Consider the following 15630-nt stretch of genomic DNA (forward strand, 5'->3'; position numbering starts at 1 on the left):
GCTGAAATGACAAGGGCACCTCGGGTGCCCTTGATCCTGCTCTTTCCTGCTTGAAGGACGGCTGGGAAACCGGCCATCACGCCGAATCAAGCCTCGGCCAGCGCGATGCGCAGCATGCGGCGCAGCGGCTCGGCCGCGCCCCACAGCAACTGGTCTCCGACAGTGAAGGCGCCCAGGTATTGCGAGCCCATCGACAGCTTGCGCAGGCGACCCACCGGAATGTCCAGCGTGCCGGTCACGGCCACGGGGGTCAAGTCGCGGATGGTCGCTTCCTTGGTGTTGGGAACGACCTTCGCCCACTGCGTGCCGCTGGCGATGATGTCCTGGATCTCGTCCAGCGGGACGTCGCGCTTGAGCTTGATGGTCAGCGCCTGGCTATGGCAGCGCATGGCGCCGATGCGCACGCACAGGCCGTCGATCGGGGTGACCGGCGTGCCGAAGGCCTCGCCGCGGCCGAGGATCTTGTTGGTCTCGGCCTCGCCCTTCCACTCTTCCTTGGACATGCCGTTGCCCAGGTCCTTGTCGATCCAGGGAATCAGGTTGCCCGCCAGCGGCACCAGGAAGTTGTCGGTCGGCAGGTTCTCGTCCTTCTGCTTCGACAGCACGCCGCGATCGATGTCCAGGATGGCCGAAGCCGGGTCGTCCAGCAGGGGCTTGACGGCATCGTTCAACAGGCCGAACTGCGTGAGCAACTCGCGCATGTGCTGCGCGCCGCCGCCGGAAGCCGCCTGGTAGGTCATGGAGGTCATCCATTCGACCAGGTCGTTGTTGAACAGGCCGGCCAGGCCCATCAGCATGCAGCTGACGGTGCAATTGCCGCCGATGAAATTGCGCACGCCGCGCTTGAGGGCGGCATCGATCACCGGACGATTGACCGGGTCCAGCACGATGATGGCGTCGTCGGCCATGCGCAGCGTGCTGGCGGCGTCGATCCACAGGCCTTGCCAGCCGGCGCCGCGCAGCTTGGGATAGACCTCCGACGTGTAGTCCCCGCCCTGGCAGGTCACGATAATCGGCAGTTTTTTAAGAGCGTCAATGTCATAGGCGTCTTTCAGCGCGCCAGCGCCGTCAGCCCATGCGGGCGCAGCGGCGCCCGCGTTGCTAGTGGAGAAAAACACCGGTTCGATCAGCGCGAAATCCTTCTCGTCGCGCATGCGTTGCATCAAAACCGATCCGACCATGCCACGCCAACCGACGAGGCCCACTGCATTGCTCATTTCTCTACGCTCTTAAAGATTCATGGTTGTTTGGAAAAAAACGGAAATCCGTCGGAATGGACGGGTTTTTTGCCGCGGCGCCGTCGTGCGGCGGCGTCATGCCCTCGCAAGAGAGGGGCGGCGAACGGGATGCCCAACAAGGGAATACCGCGCGCGATCCGGCCTTTTTTGGGCCGATCACCCGACAATTTAGCAGAAAGTGCCCTGATCGCCCGAACCGCCGGCGAGGCGGGCTGCCCCGCCGGCCGGTTTGACGGTTTTTTACGACGCCGTCAGCCGGGCATCAGGCGCGCCGGTTCAGGCCGCCAACGCCTTGATGACGGCATCGCCCATCTGGGCGGTGCCCACCTTGGTCGTGCCCGGCTCGTAGATGTCGGCCGTGCGCAGGCCTTCGGACAGCACGCGACGCACGGCGGCTTCGATACGATCGGCCTGGCCGGCCAGGTCCAGCGAATAGCGCAGCATCATCGCCGCCGACAGGATGGTGGCCAGCGGATTGGCCACGCCCTTGCCCGCGATGTCCGGCGCCGAGCCGTGGCTGGGCTCGTACAGGCCCTGGTTGGACGAATTCAGCGAGGCCGAGGGCAGCATGCCGATAGAGCCCGTCAGCATGGCGGCTTCGTCCGACAGGATGTCGCCGAAGATATTGCCGGTGACGATCACGTCGAACTCGCGCGGTGCGCGCACCAGCTGCATGGCGGCGTTATCGACATACATGTGCGACAGCGTCACGTCGGGGAATTCACGGCTGACGTCGATGACGATGTCGCGCCAGAACTGCGAGGTTTCCAGCACGTTGGCCTTGTCCACGCTGCACAGGCGCTTGTTGCGCTTGCGGGCCGCCTCGAAGCCCACGCGGGCGATGCGACGCACTTCCGATTCCGCGTAGCGCATGGTGTCGTAGCCTTCGCGCTCGCCGGCGAACGCGCCGTCGGGCGCGCTGCGCTGGCCCCGCGGCTGGCCGAAATAGATATCGCCGGTCAGTTCGCGGATGATCAGGATGTCCAGGCCGGACACCACTTCCGGCTTCAACGACGACGCATTGGCCAGTTCGGGATAGAGGATGGCCGGACGCAGGTTGGCGAACAGGCCCAGCGAACGGCGCAGGCCCAGGATGGCCTGCTCGGGGCGGAATTCACGCGGCAGGCTGTCGTATTTCCAGTCGCCCACGGCGCCGAACAGCGTCGCCTGCGATTCCTGCGCCAGCTTCAGCGTGGCGGGCGGCAGCGGGTGCTCGTAGCGGTCGAAGGCGGCGCCGCCCACGGGTTCTTCCTTCACATCGAAGGACACGTCCAGCGCCTTGAGCACGCGCACGGCCTGCTCGATGATTTCGGGACCGATACCGTCGCCAGGGAGAACAGCAATCTTATGGGTCATTGCAAGATCCAGATCGAAGATAAAAGCATTGAAACGGCGGGAGGCGAGGCAGGCGGCCAGGCCCGCCCCGGCTCCGCCTCAGGCCAGCGGGCGGCCGCTGTGCAGCCAGGGATGACGAGCCAGGCGCTCGGCTTCGAACGCGCGGATCTTGTCGGACTGGCGCAGCGTCAGGCCGATATCATCGAAGCCGTTGACCAGGCAGTACTTGCGGAAAGGTTCGATGTCGAAGCCGATCTCGCGCCCGTCCGCGGCGACGACGACCTGGCGCTCCAGGTCAATGCGCAGCTTGTAGCCGGCGAAGGCCTTGACCTCGTCGAACAGGCGCGCCACCTCGAATTCGGACAGGATCACCGGCAACAGGCCATTCTTGAAGCTGTTGTTGAAGAAGATGTCGGCATACGACGGCGCGATGATGGCGCGAAAGCCGTATTGCGACAACGCCCACGGCGCGTGCTCGCGGCTGGAGCCGCAACCGAAATTCTTGCGGGCCAGCAGGATGCTGGCGCCCTGGTAGCGCGGCTGGTTCAGCACGAAGTCCGGGTTCAGCGGACGCTTGCTGTTGTCCATGCCGGGTTCGCCATGGTCCAGGTAGCGCAACTCGTCGAACAGGTTGGGGCCGAAGCCGCTGCGCTTGATCGACTTGAGGAACTGCTTCGGGATGATCAGGTCGGTGTCGACGTTCTCGCGGTCGAGCGGGGCCACCAGGCCTTCATGAGTGGTGAATGCTTGCATGATCTGTATGCGCCTTAGCGAAGGGTGCGGACATCGACGAAGTGGCCGGCGACGGCCGCCGCGGCCGCCATGGCGGGGCTGACCAGGTGGGTGCGGCCACCCTGGCCCTGCCGGCCTTCGAAGTTGCGGTTGGACGTGGACGCGCAGCGCTCGCCCGGTTCCAGACGGTCGGCGTTCATGGCCAGGCACATGGAGCAGCCCGGCTCGCGCCACTCGAAGCCGGCGGCGATGAAGATCTTGTCCAGGCCTTCACGCTCGGCCTGCTGCTTGACCAGGCCCGAGCCCGGCACGACCATGGCCTGCTTCACGTTCGCCGCCACGCGGCGGCCACGCGCCACGGCCGCGGCCGCGCGCAGGTCCTCGATACGCGAATTGGTGCAGGACCCGATGAACACGCGATCGATGCGGATGTCGGACATGGGGGTGTTCGGCTTCAGGCCCATGTATTCCAGGGCGCGCTCCATGCCGCTGCGGCGCACGTCGTCCTTTTCCCGGTCGGGATCCGGCACGCGGTCCTCGATCGACAGCACCATTTCGGGCGAGGTGCCCCAGGTCACTTGCGGACGGATGTCCTTGGCGTTGATCTCGACCACGCGATCGAACTTGGCGCCTTCGTCGGTATGCAGGGTGCGCCAGTACTGGACCGCCTGGTCCCACAGGACGCCGGTGGGCGAGAAGGGACGGCCGCGGAAGTATTCGATGGTCTTGTCGTCGACCGCCACCATGCCCGAGCGGGCGCCCGCTTCGATCGCCATGTTGCACACCGTCATGCGCCCCTCGACCGACAGCGCACGCACGGTGCTGCCGCCGAATTCGATGGCGTAGCCGGTGCCGCCGGCGGTGCCGATGATGCCGATCACATGCAGCACCAGGTCCTTGGCCGTACAGCCGAAGGGCATTTCACCCTCGACCCTGATCAGCATGCTCTTGTTCTTCTTCATCAGCAGCGTCTGGGTGGCGAGCACGTGCTCGACTTCCGACGTGCCGATACCGAAGGCCAGCGTGCCGACGGCGCCATGGGTACTGGTGTGCGAATCGCCGCAGACCACCGTCATGCCCGGCAGGGTGGCGCCCTGCTCCGGCCCGATGACGTGCACGATGCCCTGGCGCAGGTCATTCATCTTGAATTCGGTGATGCCGTAGGTGTCGCAGTTCTTGTCCAGCGTATCGACCTGCAGGCGCGACACGGGGTCGCTGATGCCCTGGGCGCGATGGAGGGTCGGCACATTGTGATCGGCGACCGCCAGGTTGGCGTCGACGCGCCAGGGCTTGCGGCCGGCGCTTTCCAGCCCCTCGAACGCCTGCGGGCTGGTCACTTCGTGGACCAGGTGGCGATCGATATAGAGCAAACAGGTGCCATCGGACTCTTGGTTGACGACGTGCGCGTCCCAGAGTTTGTCGTAGAGGGTTTGGGCCATGAGCTTCACCGGAATCGGGGGAAAACCAATTAGGGAGACCGATTATGCCCGGGCCTCTAAGCTAGTACAACGGCAGCAGTCATACTAGTACAACCAGTACCATGCAGGACCTCCCGGATGCTGCGCCGCACCCTGCGCGACAGGGTGCCCGATGACGATTCCGGCGCTGCCTAGCCGCCCCGCTGCCCGCGCTGGCGCAGGGCGTGATCGGCCAGCACCAGGGCCAGCAAGGCTTCCGCGATCGGCGTCGCCCGGATCCCGACGCAGGGATCGTGGCGGCCCAGCGTCTGCACGGACGTGGGATTGCCGGCGCGGTCGACGGACCGGCGCTCGATACGGATGCTGGACGTCGGCTTGATCGCCAGCGACACCGTCACCGGCTGGCCCGACGAAATGCCGCCCAGCACGCCGCCGGCGTTATTGCCGACGAAACCGTCCGGGGTGATTTCGTCGCCGTGCTCGGAGCCCCGCTGGGTGATGCTTTCGAAGCCGGCGCCGATGGAAACGCCCTTGACGGCGTTCAGGCCCATCATGGCGTGCGCGATATCGGCGTCCAGGCGGTCGTACAGCGGCTCGCCCCAACCGGCGGGCACGTTCTCGGCGACGACCTCGATGCGCGCGCCTATCGAATCGCCATCGCGGCGCAGCTCGTCCATGAAGGCTTCCAGCTGCGGCACGATGCCGGCATTGGGCGCATAGAAGGCATTGCGCCCCACTTCGTCCCAGCTTTCGAAAGGAATCGCGATGGGGCCCAACTGGCTCATGTAGCCGCGAATGCGCACGCCATGGCTGGCCGCCAGCCATTTCTTGGCAATGGCGCCGGCCGCCACGGTAGGCGCCGTCAGCCGGGCCGACGAACGGCCGCCACCGCGCGGATCGCGCACGCCGTACTTCTTGAAGTAGCTGTAGTCGGCGTGACCGGGCCGGAAGGTATCGACCAGGTTCGCGTAGTCCTTGCTGCGGGCATCCGTGTTACGAATCAGCAGACCGATGGGGGTGCCCGTGGTGACGCCCTCGAACACCCCGGAGAGGATCTCCACCTGGTCGGCTTCCTGGCGCTGCGTCACGTGACGCGACGTGCCGGGACGGCGGCGATCCAGCTCGGCCTGGATATCGGCGGCTTCCAGCGGCAGCCCGGGCGGACAGCCGTCCACTACGCAGCCGATCGCCGGACCGTGCGACTCGCCGAAGTTCGTAACGCAAAAAAGAGTGCCTAAGGTATTGCCGGACATGGTCTGGAGTTGGAGAATGCGTGACCCGCGCTAGCGGGACTTGCGGGATGGATGGGAATAGGACGGATTATGACACCCCCGGCGCCGCCCCGGCGACGCCCGGAATCGGCCGTTCCGCCCACGGGACGTGCGGGAAAATTGCGCGCAACGAAAAAGAAGGCAATAAATTCACACAATGTGGAGATTCGCGGATAATTTTCGTTGTTGATTGATAAGTGGCTCCCGCCCACAATGCTAACCCACTGAAAACACTGGATGCTTTCTGTAATCACGGTCCTGGCGCGTCCGCCCGTGCCTTCCGAGCAGCCTGGATTTTTCATTCGCGTAGCCTCGCGCCGGGATGTCTGGTAACGCCTGGGCTGGTTTGTCGTTTGCGCTGCGCTCCCCATCCTTGTTTATAGGGACAGAGACTGCATGTACGATCGCTTCCCCCAGCTGCCCAGCTCATGCCTGGCAGCCCATGACCTCGCGTTTCGGCCACGCCACCCCGGCAAGGCCCGCCAGCTCGACGCCGTGAGGCGTTGAGCGCCCTGCCGCGAGTTCCAGCGCCCATGACACCACCGCCCTCACCGCCGCCCGCACAGACCCCAGGTCTGCCGCAGGACGACGCCTGGCACCCGCCGGCCGACGTGCCGCGCCGGCGCGGCCTGGCGATCGCCCTGGCCGCGCTGTTGGCTGCCATGGTGCTGCTGATCATCATGGCCGGCGCCACGCTGTACGACCAGGCGCGCACGGCATCGCAGCCCAACGGCGACGACGCGGCCTTCTATAGCTATCGCCTGGTGTCCCAGGTCAACGGGCTGGTCAGCGCGGCCAACCGGGCGGCCGGCGGCGCCGATACCCGCGATTTCACCCAACGCCTGCAAGCCCTGTCCACTTTCGTCAATCCCGGCACCGCCGAAAGCGCGGCCGGGCTTGCCCTGCTGCGCGCCATCCCCGCCGCCGACCATGACCTGATCGGCCTGGACGATCAACTGCGTACCTGGCACGACACCGCTGAAATGCGGGATCCGGTGCACATACGCCAGGCCGCCGTCGAGGTTTCGGACCGCGCGGAAGAACTGCGCGCGGTCGCGGACCGCATCGCCAATACGGTGCAACTGGAACAAAGCACGATCACCCACGGCAACCGGGCCCAGCTGGCCCAAGGTTTCCGCAATCTCGAATGGACCCTGGCGGGCCTGATCGCCGGCACGGTCATCCTGGCGATCTGGCTGCTGGTGCTGAACCGCCACGCACGCCATTTCAACCAGCGCATGGCGCAGGCCAACGCCCGCCTGGAGTCGGCGGTCGCGCACCGCACGCGGCAATTGGTCTGGCTGGCCAACACCGACCCTCTGACGGGACTGAAGAACCGGCGCGCCTTCATGGAGACCGCCGAAGCGCAGATCCTGCAATGCCGCCGCTATCCGCATCCGCTGGCCGCGCTATTGATCGACATCGACCATTTCAAGTCCATCAACGACCGCTACGGCCATCACGTGGGCGACCAGGCCATCCGCCGGGTCACGGACACCATCACCAATACGCTGCGCGATAGCGACATCATCGGCCGTTTCGGCGGCGAGGAATTCGCCGCCCTGATGCCGCATACGGACCTGCCGGCCGCCCTGGTCGCGGCCGAGCGCCTGCGCCAGGCCGTGGCCGGCATGAAGATCGGCCTGCTCGAAGGCGGGCCCCTGAGCATGACCATCTCGATCGGCCTGGCCCTGCACGAGCCCGGCCTTTCCCTGGACACCCTGCTGATGCGCGCCGACATGGCCTTGTATCGCGCCAAGAGCGGCAGCCGCAATCGCGTCGAGATCTACGGCCGCGAACGCGAGGAAGTCGCGCAGCAGCAATAGCGGCGCGCCTGCGGGGATGCGCCCCGGCCTCCCCGGCCTCCTGGCGCCGCTGTCTTTATGCCGCGCGCTTTTATCCCGCCCGCTTGCCTCCTGAAGGCGTTTAGCCCGTACACTACGCCACGGCATACGCCGTTCAGCGCCCACCCCGAATCCATGTCCCTACTGCGCACCACCCTGCTTGGCATCGCGGCGATCACCGCCCTGCTGCTGATTGGTTCCCAGGCGCTCGGCATCTATACGGAGGCCAGTAACGCCGACCGGCTGGTTCTCGCGCTCACCGTCGCGGTCGCCGGACTGTGCTGGGCCGGCAGCGCCATCATCCTGCTGCGCTGGCTGGATCGCCGGCTCCTGGCCGAATTAAGCCGGGACCTGCGCGTCCTGGACGGCAAGACCGACGCGCCGGCCGTACTGCCCGCGGTGCGCGAATTCACCGAGGTCAAGGAGGCGCTGGCGCAGGCGCGCGACCGCTTCCGCGCCACGGCCGAGGAAAACAGCGCCCGCATCGAATCGATGCAATTGGAACTGAACCTGGACGCCGTCACGCGCCTGCCCAATCGCCGCTACTTCCATAACGAGTTGCGGCGCGCGCTGGCCCAGGCCCGCGGCGGCGTTGCGGGCCATGTCCTGATGTTCCGCCAGCGCGACCTGATCGAAATCAATCGCCACATGCCGCGCGAGCACGCGGACCAGTGGCTGCGCTCGCTGGCGCACCGGCTGGACCAGCTGCTGGGGCGTCGCCACAATCCACCCTATATCCTCGCACGCCTGAACGGCTCGGACTTCGCGCTGCTGCTGCCGGCGACGTCGCCGGCGCAAGCCGGCCAGGCCGGCGAGAAGCTGCGCCTGGAATTGCGCGCGCTGCGCCTGGCGCTGGGCGGCCAGCGCTGGTGCCGCTGGGCATTGGCGCTGGCCCGTTATGGTCCCGAGGACCAGGCCAGCGATCTGCTGGCGCGCCTGGACCATGCCCTGATGCGCGCGGAGAGCAGCGATAGCGACGCGATAGAACACGCCGACGATGAGAACCGCGGCGACAGCGCCGGCGAGCTCCAATGGCGCGATATCCTCATCGCCGCGCTGGACCAGCACCGATTCTCGCTGGACGTGCGGGGCCTGCGCGGCCCCGACGAAACCCTGCTGCGCAACGAGGCGACGCTGGTCCTGCACGATGCGGAAGCGCCCGCGCCCATCCCGGCTTCGCGTTTCATGCCCGCGGCGATCCGCCTGGGCATGAGCGCGGAATGCGATATCCAGGCGGCCAGGCTGGCGCTGGACTGGCTGGTCTCGCACCCGGGACAGCTGGCCATCCGCCTGGCGCTGGCGTCGCTGGCGCAATCGAACTTCCTGCCGCGCCTGGGACAGCTGCTGCGCGACCGCCCCGCCCAGACCGCCCGGCTGATCCTGGAAATAGATGCCCATGGCCTGGCCGACAACTATGCCGCCGTGCGCACGCTGTGCGAGGTGGCCACCGACGCCGGCGCGCGGGTCGGCGTGCGTCGCCTCTCGCGGGATTTCACGGCGATGACCCGCCTGCACCAGTTGCCGATTTCCTACGTCAAGCTAAGCGGGGATTTCGTCGGCGGACTGGCGCACAGCCCGGGCAGCCGCCACCTCGCGGCGTCGGTCGTGGACACCGCGCGGCAACTGAAAATCGACGCCTACGCCGAAGATATTCCCGACGCGGCCACCAACGCGCTACTGCGCGAGATGGGCATCATCCCGGCCTGGACCGAGGCCCCGGCTGGCGTGGCGGCCTGAAGCGCGCAAGCGCCGCGTCCCCACCCCGCCGAGGGATATACTTCCTGCCGGTTGCCCTGTTTCCGGCAGCGCAGTCTTCTCGGGATGGCCCCGCTACCGTCGGCGCCATCCGGGATACCGCGCCGTCGGTTGTTCCGACCCAAGGTCGTTCCATACTTCAGGCCCTATCCCACCGTGCACAACATCCTGGATGTGTTTTCATTCGCCACGACCGGCGCCTATTGCGCGCTGGGCGCGGCCGTCCTCATCCTGCTGGTCAGCGCCGCCGCCTGGCGGCGCCGGTATACGCCCGGCAGGGCCGGAAGCACCGTCCTGGCGCTGATTGCCATCGGCCTGCTGTTGAGCGGATACATCATCGCGGCCTATGCGGGCGCCCTGCTGACCCTGGTACTGGCCTTGGCCTTCATCCTGATCGCGTCAGGCCAGCATGCGGGCGGCCGCGAAACACGGGAGGCGGCCGAGGCCGCGGGTGCCACGGGCTCCGCCGCGGAGCCGGCCGCGCCGCCAGCGCCGGACGGCGACGGTCACGCGCGGATCGAACAGCGCCTGTCGGCCCTGGCCGATGCGCTGGAACGGCAACGCCAGATGCATTCGCTGATGTCGCACGAAATGCGCGCGCCGGTCTCCACCATCAGCATGGCGGCGCAATCCCTGGAAATGGAGCTGGCCGGCAGCGGCGAGGATATCGACCGCCGGCTCGACCGCATCAACCGCGCCGTGGCCCGCATCAACGAGCTGATGGACCAGTTGCTGGGCCAGACGGCGCTGGACGACGATGCCATGGCGCCGCAACGCAGCCAGGTCGAGCTGGGCGCGCTGGCGCGCGAGATCGCCGCCAGCCTGCGGGGCGAGGCCGCGCACAAGCTGCACGTGCGCGCACCGGCGCCGGTCCAGGCATGGTGCGACGGCCCCTTGAGCGGCGTCGTGCTACGTAACCTGATTCACAACGCCGTCAAGTACTCGCCCGCCAACCAGCCGATAGAAATCGACGTGCGCGCCGCCGACGACGGCGCCATGGCCACGATCACCGTGACCGACCATGGCCCCGGCATCGAGAAGGACGTGCAGGAAAAGATTTTCGACCCGCATTTCCGCCGTGCCGCGCACCGCGAAACCAAGGGGCTGGGCCTGGGCCTGCATCTGGTGCGCAAGATCTGCGAGCGCCAGGGCGGCAGCTTGACGGTGGAAAGCGAACCGGGCCAGGGCGCCCGTTTCACGATGGCGCTGCCGATGCGGCCGGAAAACTGAGGAAGAGCCGACGCGAGGATCGCCCGGCCCGGGCGGATCGCGTGGCGTGCCGCCGCTTCAGGCGGCGAAGACGTAGCCTTGGCCGCGCACCGATAGGACGGGCAGCTTCATGCCGCTGGATTGCGCCTTGGCGCGCAAGCGGCTTACAAGCACGTCGATACGCCGCAACTCGAAGTCACTGGGATTCGATGGATTGAACAATTCGGACAAGGCCTGGCGACTGACAACGTTGCCACTGGCGTCCATCAACGCGTTCAGGAACAACCTCTCCTGCGCGCTCAGATGCAGGGACGCACCTTCGGGCGACACCAGGATCCAGCCGCCATCCTGCAGCGACCAGGCTTGCGTGGCGTTACGATCGACGCCCGGCGCCTGGGCGGGGCCGCGCGACAGGCGCATGCGACGCGCCAGGCTGCGGATTACCGAGCTGAGCTCCAGCAGGTCGACCGGCTTGGTCATGTAGATATCCGCGCCGCCTTCCAGGCCGCGCACCCGGTCTTCCAGGGCGGCACGCCCCGTCAGCATGACAATGCCGACCGGATGCAGGGCACGCAAGCGCGTGGCCACGGAAAAGCCATCCTCGCCGCCCTGCACGTTCGCATCCAGGATGACGACATCGCAAGGCTGGTTTTCCATCTGTCGATAGAAATCCGCAGAATTCCCACAAGCGAAAGAGACGCGAAACCCGTAACCACCAAGTCCCAGCACTAACTCTTCACGAAAATCCGCATCATCCTCTAACAGACCGATACACAGGACCCCGTCTGCGGCTTGCGTTTGCACGATACATATTCCTTCGGGAAATACGCCACGTCACGCCGGAACCTCTTTCTCCCGGAAAAATCGCGTGACCTCTCAAAGCCAGCGCCCGGCATCGAGCCTGGCAACAATGCGAAAAGACGGTCCAAAGATCGAAAATATGAGTCTTTTTATCCCTTATTTACAAATCCTTCCCGCAGTGCGGAGGATGCACCAAAAGCGCACACATTGCAATAAAGGATACGTTTGCAATGATAAGAAGCACGTGTCTTGCGACAAATGCGTCTTTTTCACGACGAACAGCTGACTTCCAGGTCGCTTGCCCAATCAGGGGGCAAGCCGGCATAGGCCTCGGCGCCGGGCTGCACCGTAAACGGGTCTTTAAGTATCTGCAACAGTTCGACAATGACCGATGCGTCACCCTGCTTGGCGGCGCGTATGGCGTTCTCCGCCAGGTGGTTGCGCAACACGTAAAGCGGATTGACGCGGTCCATCGCCTGCGCCCTCGCCTCACGATCGCCCTCCGCCAAAGCCTGGCGCGCCGACCAGCGCTGTAACCACGCCGCGGCCGATTCCCGGTCCATGTACAAATCCAGGAAAGGCTGCGGCTGGCCCCGGGCGGCATCGCCAAGGCGCCGGAACGCAAGGGTGAAATCCGCGCGCTGTTCGTGCATCAGCTTGAGCAGGTCGTCGAGCAGCGATTCGTCCTCGGGACGCCATGGGCCGATGCCCAGCTTGGCGGCCATGCCATCGTGAAAGGCCGTCGTGAATTGGGGCTCGAAGGCCGCCAGCGCCGCCTTTACGGCCTCCACATCGTCGATCAGCAGGTTCAGGGCGCCGCCCAGGCGGTAAAGATTCCACAACGCCACCGATGGCTGCCGGTTCCATGCATAGCGCCCCTCGCTATCGGAGTGATTGCAAATATGGTCCAGGCGGAAGGCATCCATGAAACCATAGGGTCCGTAATCCAGGGTCAGGCCCAGGATGGACATGTTGTCGGTATTCATCACCCCATGACAGAAGCCGACGTTCTGCCATTGCGCCATCAGGCGCGCTGTACGGCCGATGACCTCACGCAACAGGGCGAGGTAGGCGGCGGCGCCCTCGCCTTGCGCCCGGCAGGCCGGGTAGAAGTGGTCGATCACATAATCGGCCAGTTGGCGCAGCTGTTCGGGCTGCCGCCGCGACGCCCAATGCTCGAACGAGCCGAAGCGGACGAAAGTCGGCGCCATGCGGGTGACGATGGCCGCGGTCTCCACGGTTTCGCGCACCACGGGATCGTCGGACACGACCAGGGCCAGGGCGCGCGTGGTCGGAATGCCCAGGCCGTGCATGGCCTCGCCGGCCAGGTATTCACGGACCGAGGACCGCAGCACCGCGCGCCCGTCGCCCATGCGGGAATAAGGCGTCAGCCCCGCCCCTTTCAGCTGCAGTTCCCAATTCCCCTCCGGGCCCTGCACTTCGCCCAGCAGGTGCGCGCGGCCATCGCCCAGTTGGCCGGCCCAGACGCCGAACTGGTGTCCGCTATAGACGGCAGCCAGGGTGTCCCCGCCCGGCAACGGATCCAGGCCGGCGAAGACGCGCAGGAACGCCTCGCTGCCGAGCACCTGGGGGTCCAGGCCCAGCAAGGCCGCGGCGTCCGCGTTGGCGTGCAGCAGCCGCGGCGCGTTCAGGCCCCGCGGCTTGAGGCGCGTGTAGAAATCCGGCGGCAAGGCCGCGAAGGAGTTGTTCAGGGACAGTTGGTCCAGGGAGGCAGCCAGGGACATGATCAGGACTCGCTAGGAATCAGGGGCCGGCGACGGAAACCGGCTGGGCCGGGACCGCGACCGGGGTCAGGCGCGGCCGGCCAGCTTGCGCTGGCGCGCCGCGCGTTTGGCCGGGCGGACATACATAATGGCGCCGACGAAAAATACCAGGGCCAGCGCAAGCTCCAGGCCCGCCAGGGCCGCCGAGACGGGCGACACGTCGGACATGGCCCGCACGGCCCCCTCCATGACATAAAGGAGCGATAGCATGCTGGCCCACTGGTAGGTATAAAGGTCGCCACGCACGATGCCCCGCAGCGGCAGCAGCAAGGGCAAGGCCTTGAGCACCATCCAGGAGCCACCGGGCCGTAGCGGCGACAGGCGGGTTTCCCAAAGCACGCACAGGACGAACAGGGCTACCAGCGCAACCGTCGCAACGCCGCGCAGCCGGGAGTTGAGTTGATCAGTCATACTGCTATTATCGCCTGATGAATCACCCAGTACAGTCGGCTGCCGCAACGCCGGCAGGGCCCGAGGCACCGCCCCAGCGAACCTCCTGGACAGGTCGCACGGTCAAGCTTTTGCGTTTTGCCGCCCGCAGGACGGCCGAAGAAGAGTTGCTGCAGGTCGCGTCCAGCCTGACATTCACCACCGTGCTCGCCATCGTGCCCATGCTGACGGTGGTGCTGTCGTTGTTCACCGCCTTCCCGGTGTTCCAGGAATTCCGCATCGCACTGGAGAACTTCCTCAGCACCAGCCTGATGCCGCCGGCGGTATCGGACAACATCATGAACTATCTCAACCAGTTCGCCCGCCAGGCTTCGCGCCTGACCGCGATTGGCGGGGCGTTCCTGCTGGTGGCGTCCATCCTGTTGATCATGACGATCGACAAGACGTTCAACGATATCTGGCATGTGACCCGCCAGCGCCCCCTGGCCCAGCGCGCGCTGATCTACTGGGCCGCCGTGACATTGGGTCCCGTGGTGGCGGGGGCCAGCCTCTGGGCCACCTCCTTCCTGGCGCGGGAATCCATGGGCCTGGTCAAGGACGTGCCCAACCTGATCGGGCTGACGGTGTCCGTGCTGCCCCTGGCCCTGACCGGCCTGGGCTTCGCCGCCCTGTTCTTCGTGGTGCCCAACCGCCGGGTGTATTGGCGCGACGCCCTGGCCGGCGGCGTGGGCACCGCCATCGTCCTGGAATTGATGAAGGCGGCCTTCGCCTATTACCTGACCCGCTTCCCTACCTATACGGTGATCTACGGGGCCTTCGCCACCCTGCCGATCTTCCTGCTGTGGATCTATCTCTCGTGGCTGGCCATCCTGTTCGGCGCCACGGTAGCGGCCAGTCTGCCCCTGCTGCGGCTGGGCCGCTGGGAGGTCAACCGGGAACCAGGCGCCACCCTCATCGACGCCATCGGCGTGCTGCGCTGCCTCTACGAGGCGCTGGGCCGCGTGCCGGCGGGCCGCAGCGCCGGCGACCTGGCCGCCACGCTGCATCTGCACCACGACGAACTCAACGCGGTCCTGGAGGCCCTGAGCGACCTCGGACTGGTCACACGCACCCACGACCTGCACTGGATACTGTCCTGCGACCCGCAACGCACCCGCCTGGACCCGGTAATCGATCGTTTCCTGCTCGATCGCAGCCAGCGGCGCCTGAAGGATTTCCCCGAAGTCATCGCCATCGCCCAGGTCGCCCTGCAAGGCCTGCCCGCCCCCACGCTGGAAGAACTCATGCAGGAGGCGCAAAATACAGGCTCGGGGTCGGCGGACATCCTCAGAATCGAAGCACTCAAGAAATAATCCCGGGTTCGCCCTAGGAGGAACATCATGTTGAAAGTCAGTGAAATCTTGCGGGTCAAGGGCGATACGCTCTTCACCGCCACCCCCGACACGCCGGTGGCGCGCGCGGTCGAAATCATGGCCGAGCAGGACATCGGCTCGGTGGTCATCATGGAATCCGGCATGCTGTCCGGCATGTTGACGTTCCGTGAAATCATCCGCCACGTCCATGCCAACGGCGGCAACGTCGGCAATGCCACCATACGAAGCATCATGGACGACGCGCCGGTCAGCGTCACGCCCAACACCAGCGCCGACGAAGTCCAGCGCCTGATGCTGGAGCGGCATGCGCGGTACATCCCCGTCATGGACGGCCCCATGCTGATGGGCGTAATTTCCTTCTATGACATGGCACAGGCCATCGTGGCGGCCCAGCAGTTCGAAAACAATATGCTGAAGGCCTATATCCGCGACTGGCCCATGGACGAGGAAAACACGGCGGCGCCGAAAGCCTGACGCCGG

Annotated in this window: 13 protein-coding genes; 5 read left to right on the forward strand and 8 right to left on the reverse strand. The window is 66.1% G+C overall.

Annotated features, from left to right (window positions below):
* Positions 1–86: 86 nt before the first annotated feature.
* From asd to aroC, 5 genes are all read right to left on the reverse strand, one after another.
* The gene (asd, locus tag C7R54_RS03865; protein ID WP_129148840.1) at positions 87–1217 is read right to left on the reverse strand and encodes an aspartate-semialdehyde dehydrogenase; all 1131 of its coding nucleotides are present in this window, start codon (positions 1215–1217) and stop codon (positions 87–89) included.
* A 297-nt stretch (positions 1218–1514) separates the two neighbouring features.
* Positions 1515–2594 carry a 3-isopropylmalate dehydrogenase gene (gene leuB, locus C7R54_RS03870; RefSeq protein WP_129148841.1) on the reverse strand — a complete coding sequence of 360 codons (1080 nt, stop codon included), beginning with the start codon at positions 2592–2594 and terminating at the stop codon, positions 1515–1517.
* A 78-nt stretch (positions 2595–2672) separates the two neighbouring features.
* Positions 2673–3326 (reverse strand): 3-isopropylmalate dehydratase small subunit, encoded by a 654-nt coding sequence (leuD, locus tag C7R54_RS03875; RefSeq protein WP_129148842.1) that lies wholly within the window; start codon positions 3324–3326, stop codon positions 2673–2675.
* Positions 3327–3340: 14 nt separating this feature from the next.
* Positions 3341–4744, reverse strand: a complete 1404-nt coding sequence (gene leuC / locus C7R54_RS03880; protein WP_129148843.1) for a 3-isopropylmalate dehydratase large subunit — start codon at positions 4742–4744, stop codon at positions 3341–3343.
* 170 nt (positions 4745–4914) lie between these two features.
* Positions 4915–5976: a chorismate synthase gene (aroC, locus tag C7R54_RS03885; protein WP_129148844.1), complete on the reverse strand. Its 1062-nt coding sequence runs from the start codon at positions 5974–5976 to the stop codon at positions 4915–4917.
* Positions 5977–6527: 551 nt separating this feature from the next.
* Between aroC and C7R54_RS03890 the strand changes: the two genes are divergently transcribed.
* From C7R54_RS03890 to C7R54_RS03900, 3 genes are all read left to right on the forward strand, one after another.
* Positions 6528–7820: a GGDEF domain-containing protein gene (locus C7R54_RS03890; protein WP_129148845.1), complete on the forward strand. Its 1293-nt coding sequence runs from the start codon at positions 6528–6530 to the stop codon at positions 7818–7820.
* 153 nt (positions 7821–7973) lie between these two features.
* A complete protein-coding gene (locus C7R54_RS03895; protein ID WP_192903580.1) occupies positions 7974–9575 on the forward strand; it encodes an EAL domain-containing protein in 1602 nt (533 codons plus the stop codon).
* Between the two features lie 129 nt (positions 9576–9704).
* Positions 9705–10823, forward strand: coding sequence for a sensor histidine kinase (locus tag C7R54_RS03900; protein ID WP_129148847.1), 1119 nt, complete (start codon positions 9705–9707; stop codon positions 10821–10823).
* 57 nt (positions 10824–10880) lie between these two features.
* Here the strand turns inward: C7R54_RS03900 and C7R54_RS03905 are convergent, their stop codons facing one another.
* The 3 genes from C7R54_RS03905 to C7R54_RS03915 form a co-directional block, all read right to left on the reverse strand.
* On the reverse strand, positions 10881–11606 hold the full coding sequence (locus C7R54_RS03905) for a response regulator transcription factor (RefSeq protein WP_129148848.1): 726 nt from the start codon (positions 11604–11606) through the stop codon (positions 10881–10883).
* A 266-nt stretch (positions 11607–11872) separates the two neighbouring features.
* Positions 11873–13348 (reverse strand): protein adenylyltransferase SelO, encoded by a 1476-nt coding sequence (locus C7R54_RS03910; protein WP_129148849.1) that lies wholly within the window; start codon positions 13346–13348, stop codon positions 11873–11875.
* A 66-nt stretch (positions 13349–13414) separates the two neighbouring features.
* Positions 13415–13798 carry a DUF2069 domain-containing protein gene (locus C7R54_RS03915; RefSeq protein WP_129148850.1) on the reverse strand — a complete coding sequence of 128 codons (384 nt, stop codon included), beginning with the start codon at positions 13796–13798 and terminating at the stop codon, positions 13415–13417.
* A gap of 17 nt (positions 13799–13815) precedes the next feature.
* Here C7R54_RS03915 and C7R54_RS03920 point away from each other — a divergent pair, with 17 nt between their 5' ends.
* Together C7R54_RS03920 and C7R54_RS03925 are read left to right on the forward strand one after the other, a co-directional pair.
* Complete coding sequence (locus C7R54_RS03920; protein ID WP_129148851.1) at positions 13816–15129, forward strand: YihY family inner membrane protein; 1314 nt, start codon at positions 13816–13818, stop codon at positions 15127–15129.
* Between the two features lie 27 nt (positions 15130–15156).
* Positions 15157–15624, forward strand: a complete 468-nt coding sequence (locus C7R54_RS03925; RefSeq protein WP_129148852.1) for a CBS domain-containing protein — start codon at positions 15157–15159, stop codon at positions 15622–15624.
* Positions 15625–15630: the final 6 nt, after the last annotated feature.

Source organism: Achromobacter aloeverae, assembly GCF_004121055.1.
Taxonomy (GTDB): domain Bacteria; phylum Pseudomonadota; class Gammaproteobacteria; order Burkholderiales; family Burkholderiaceae_B; genus Bordetella_C; species Bordetella_C aloeverae.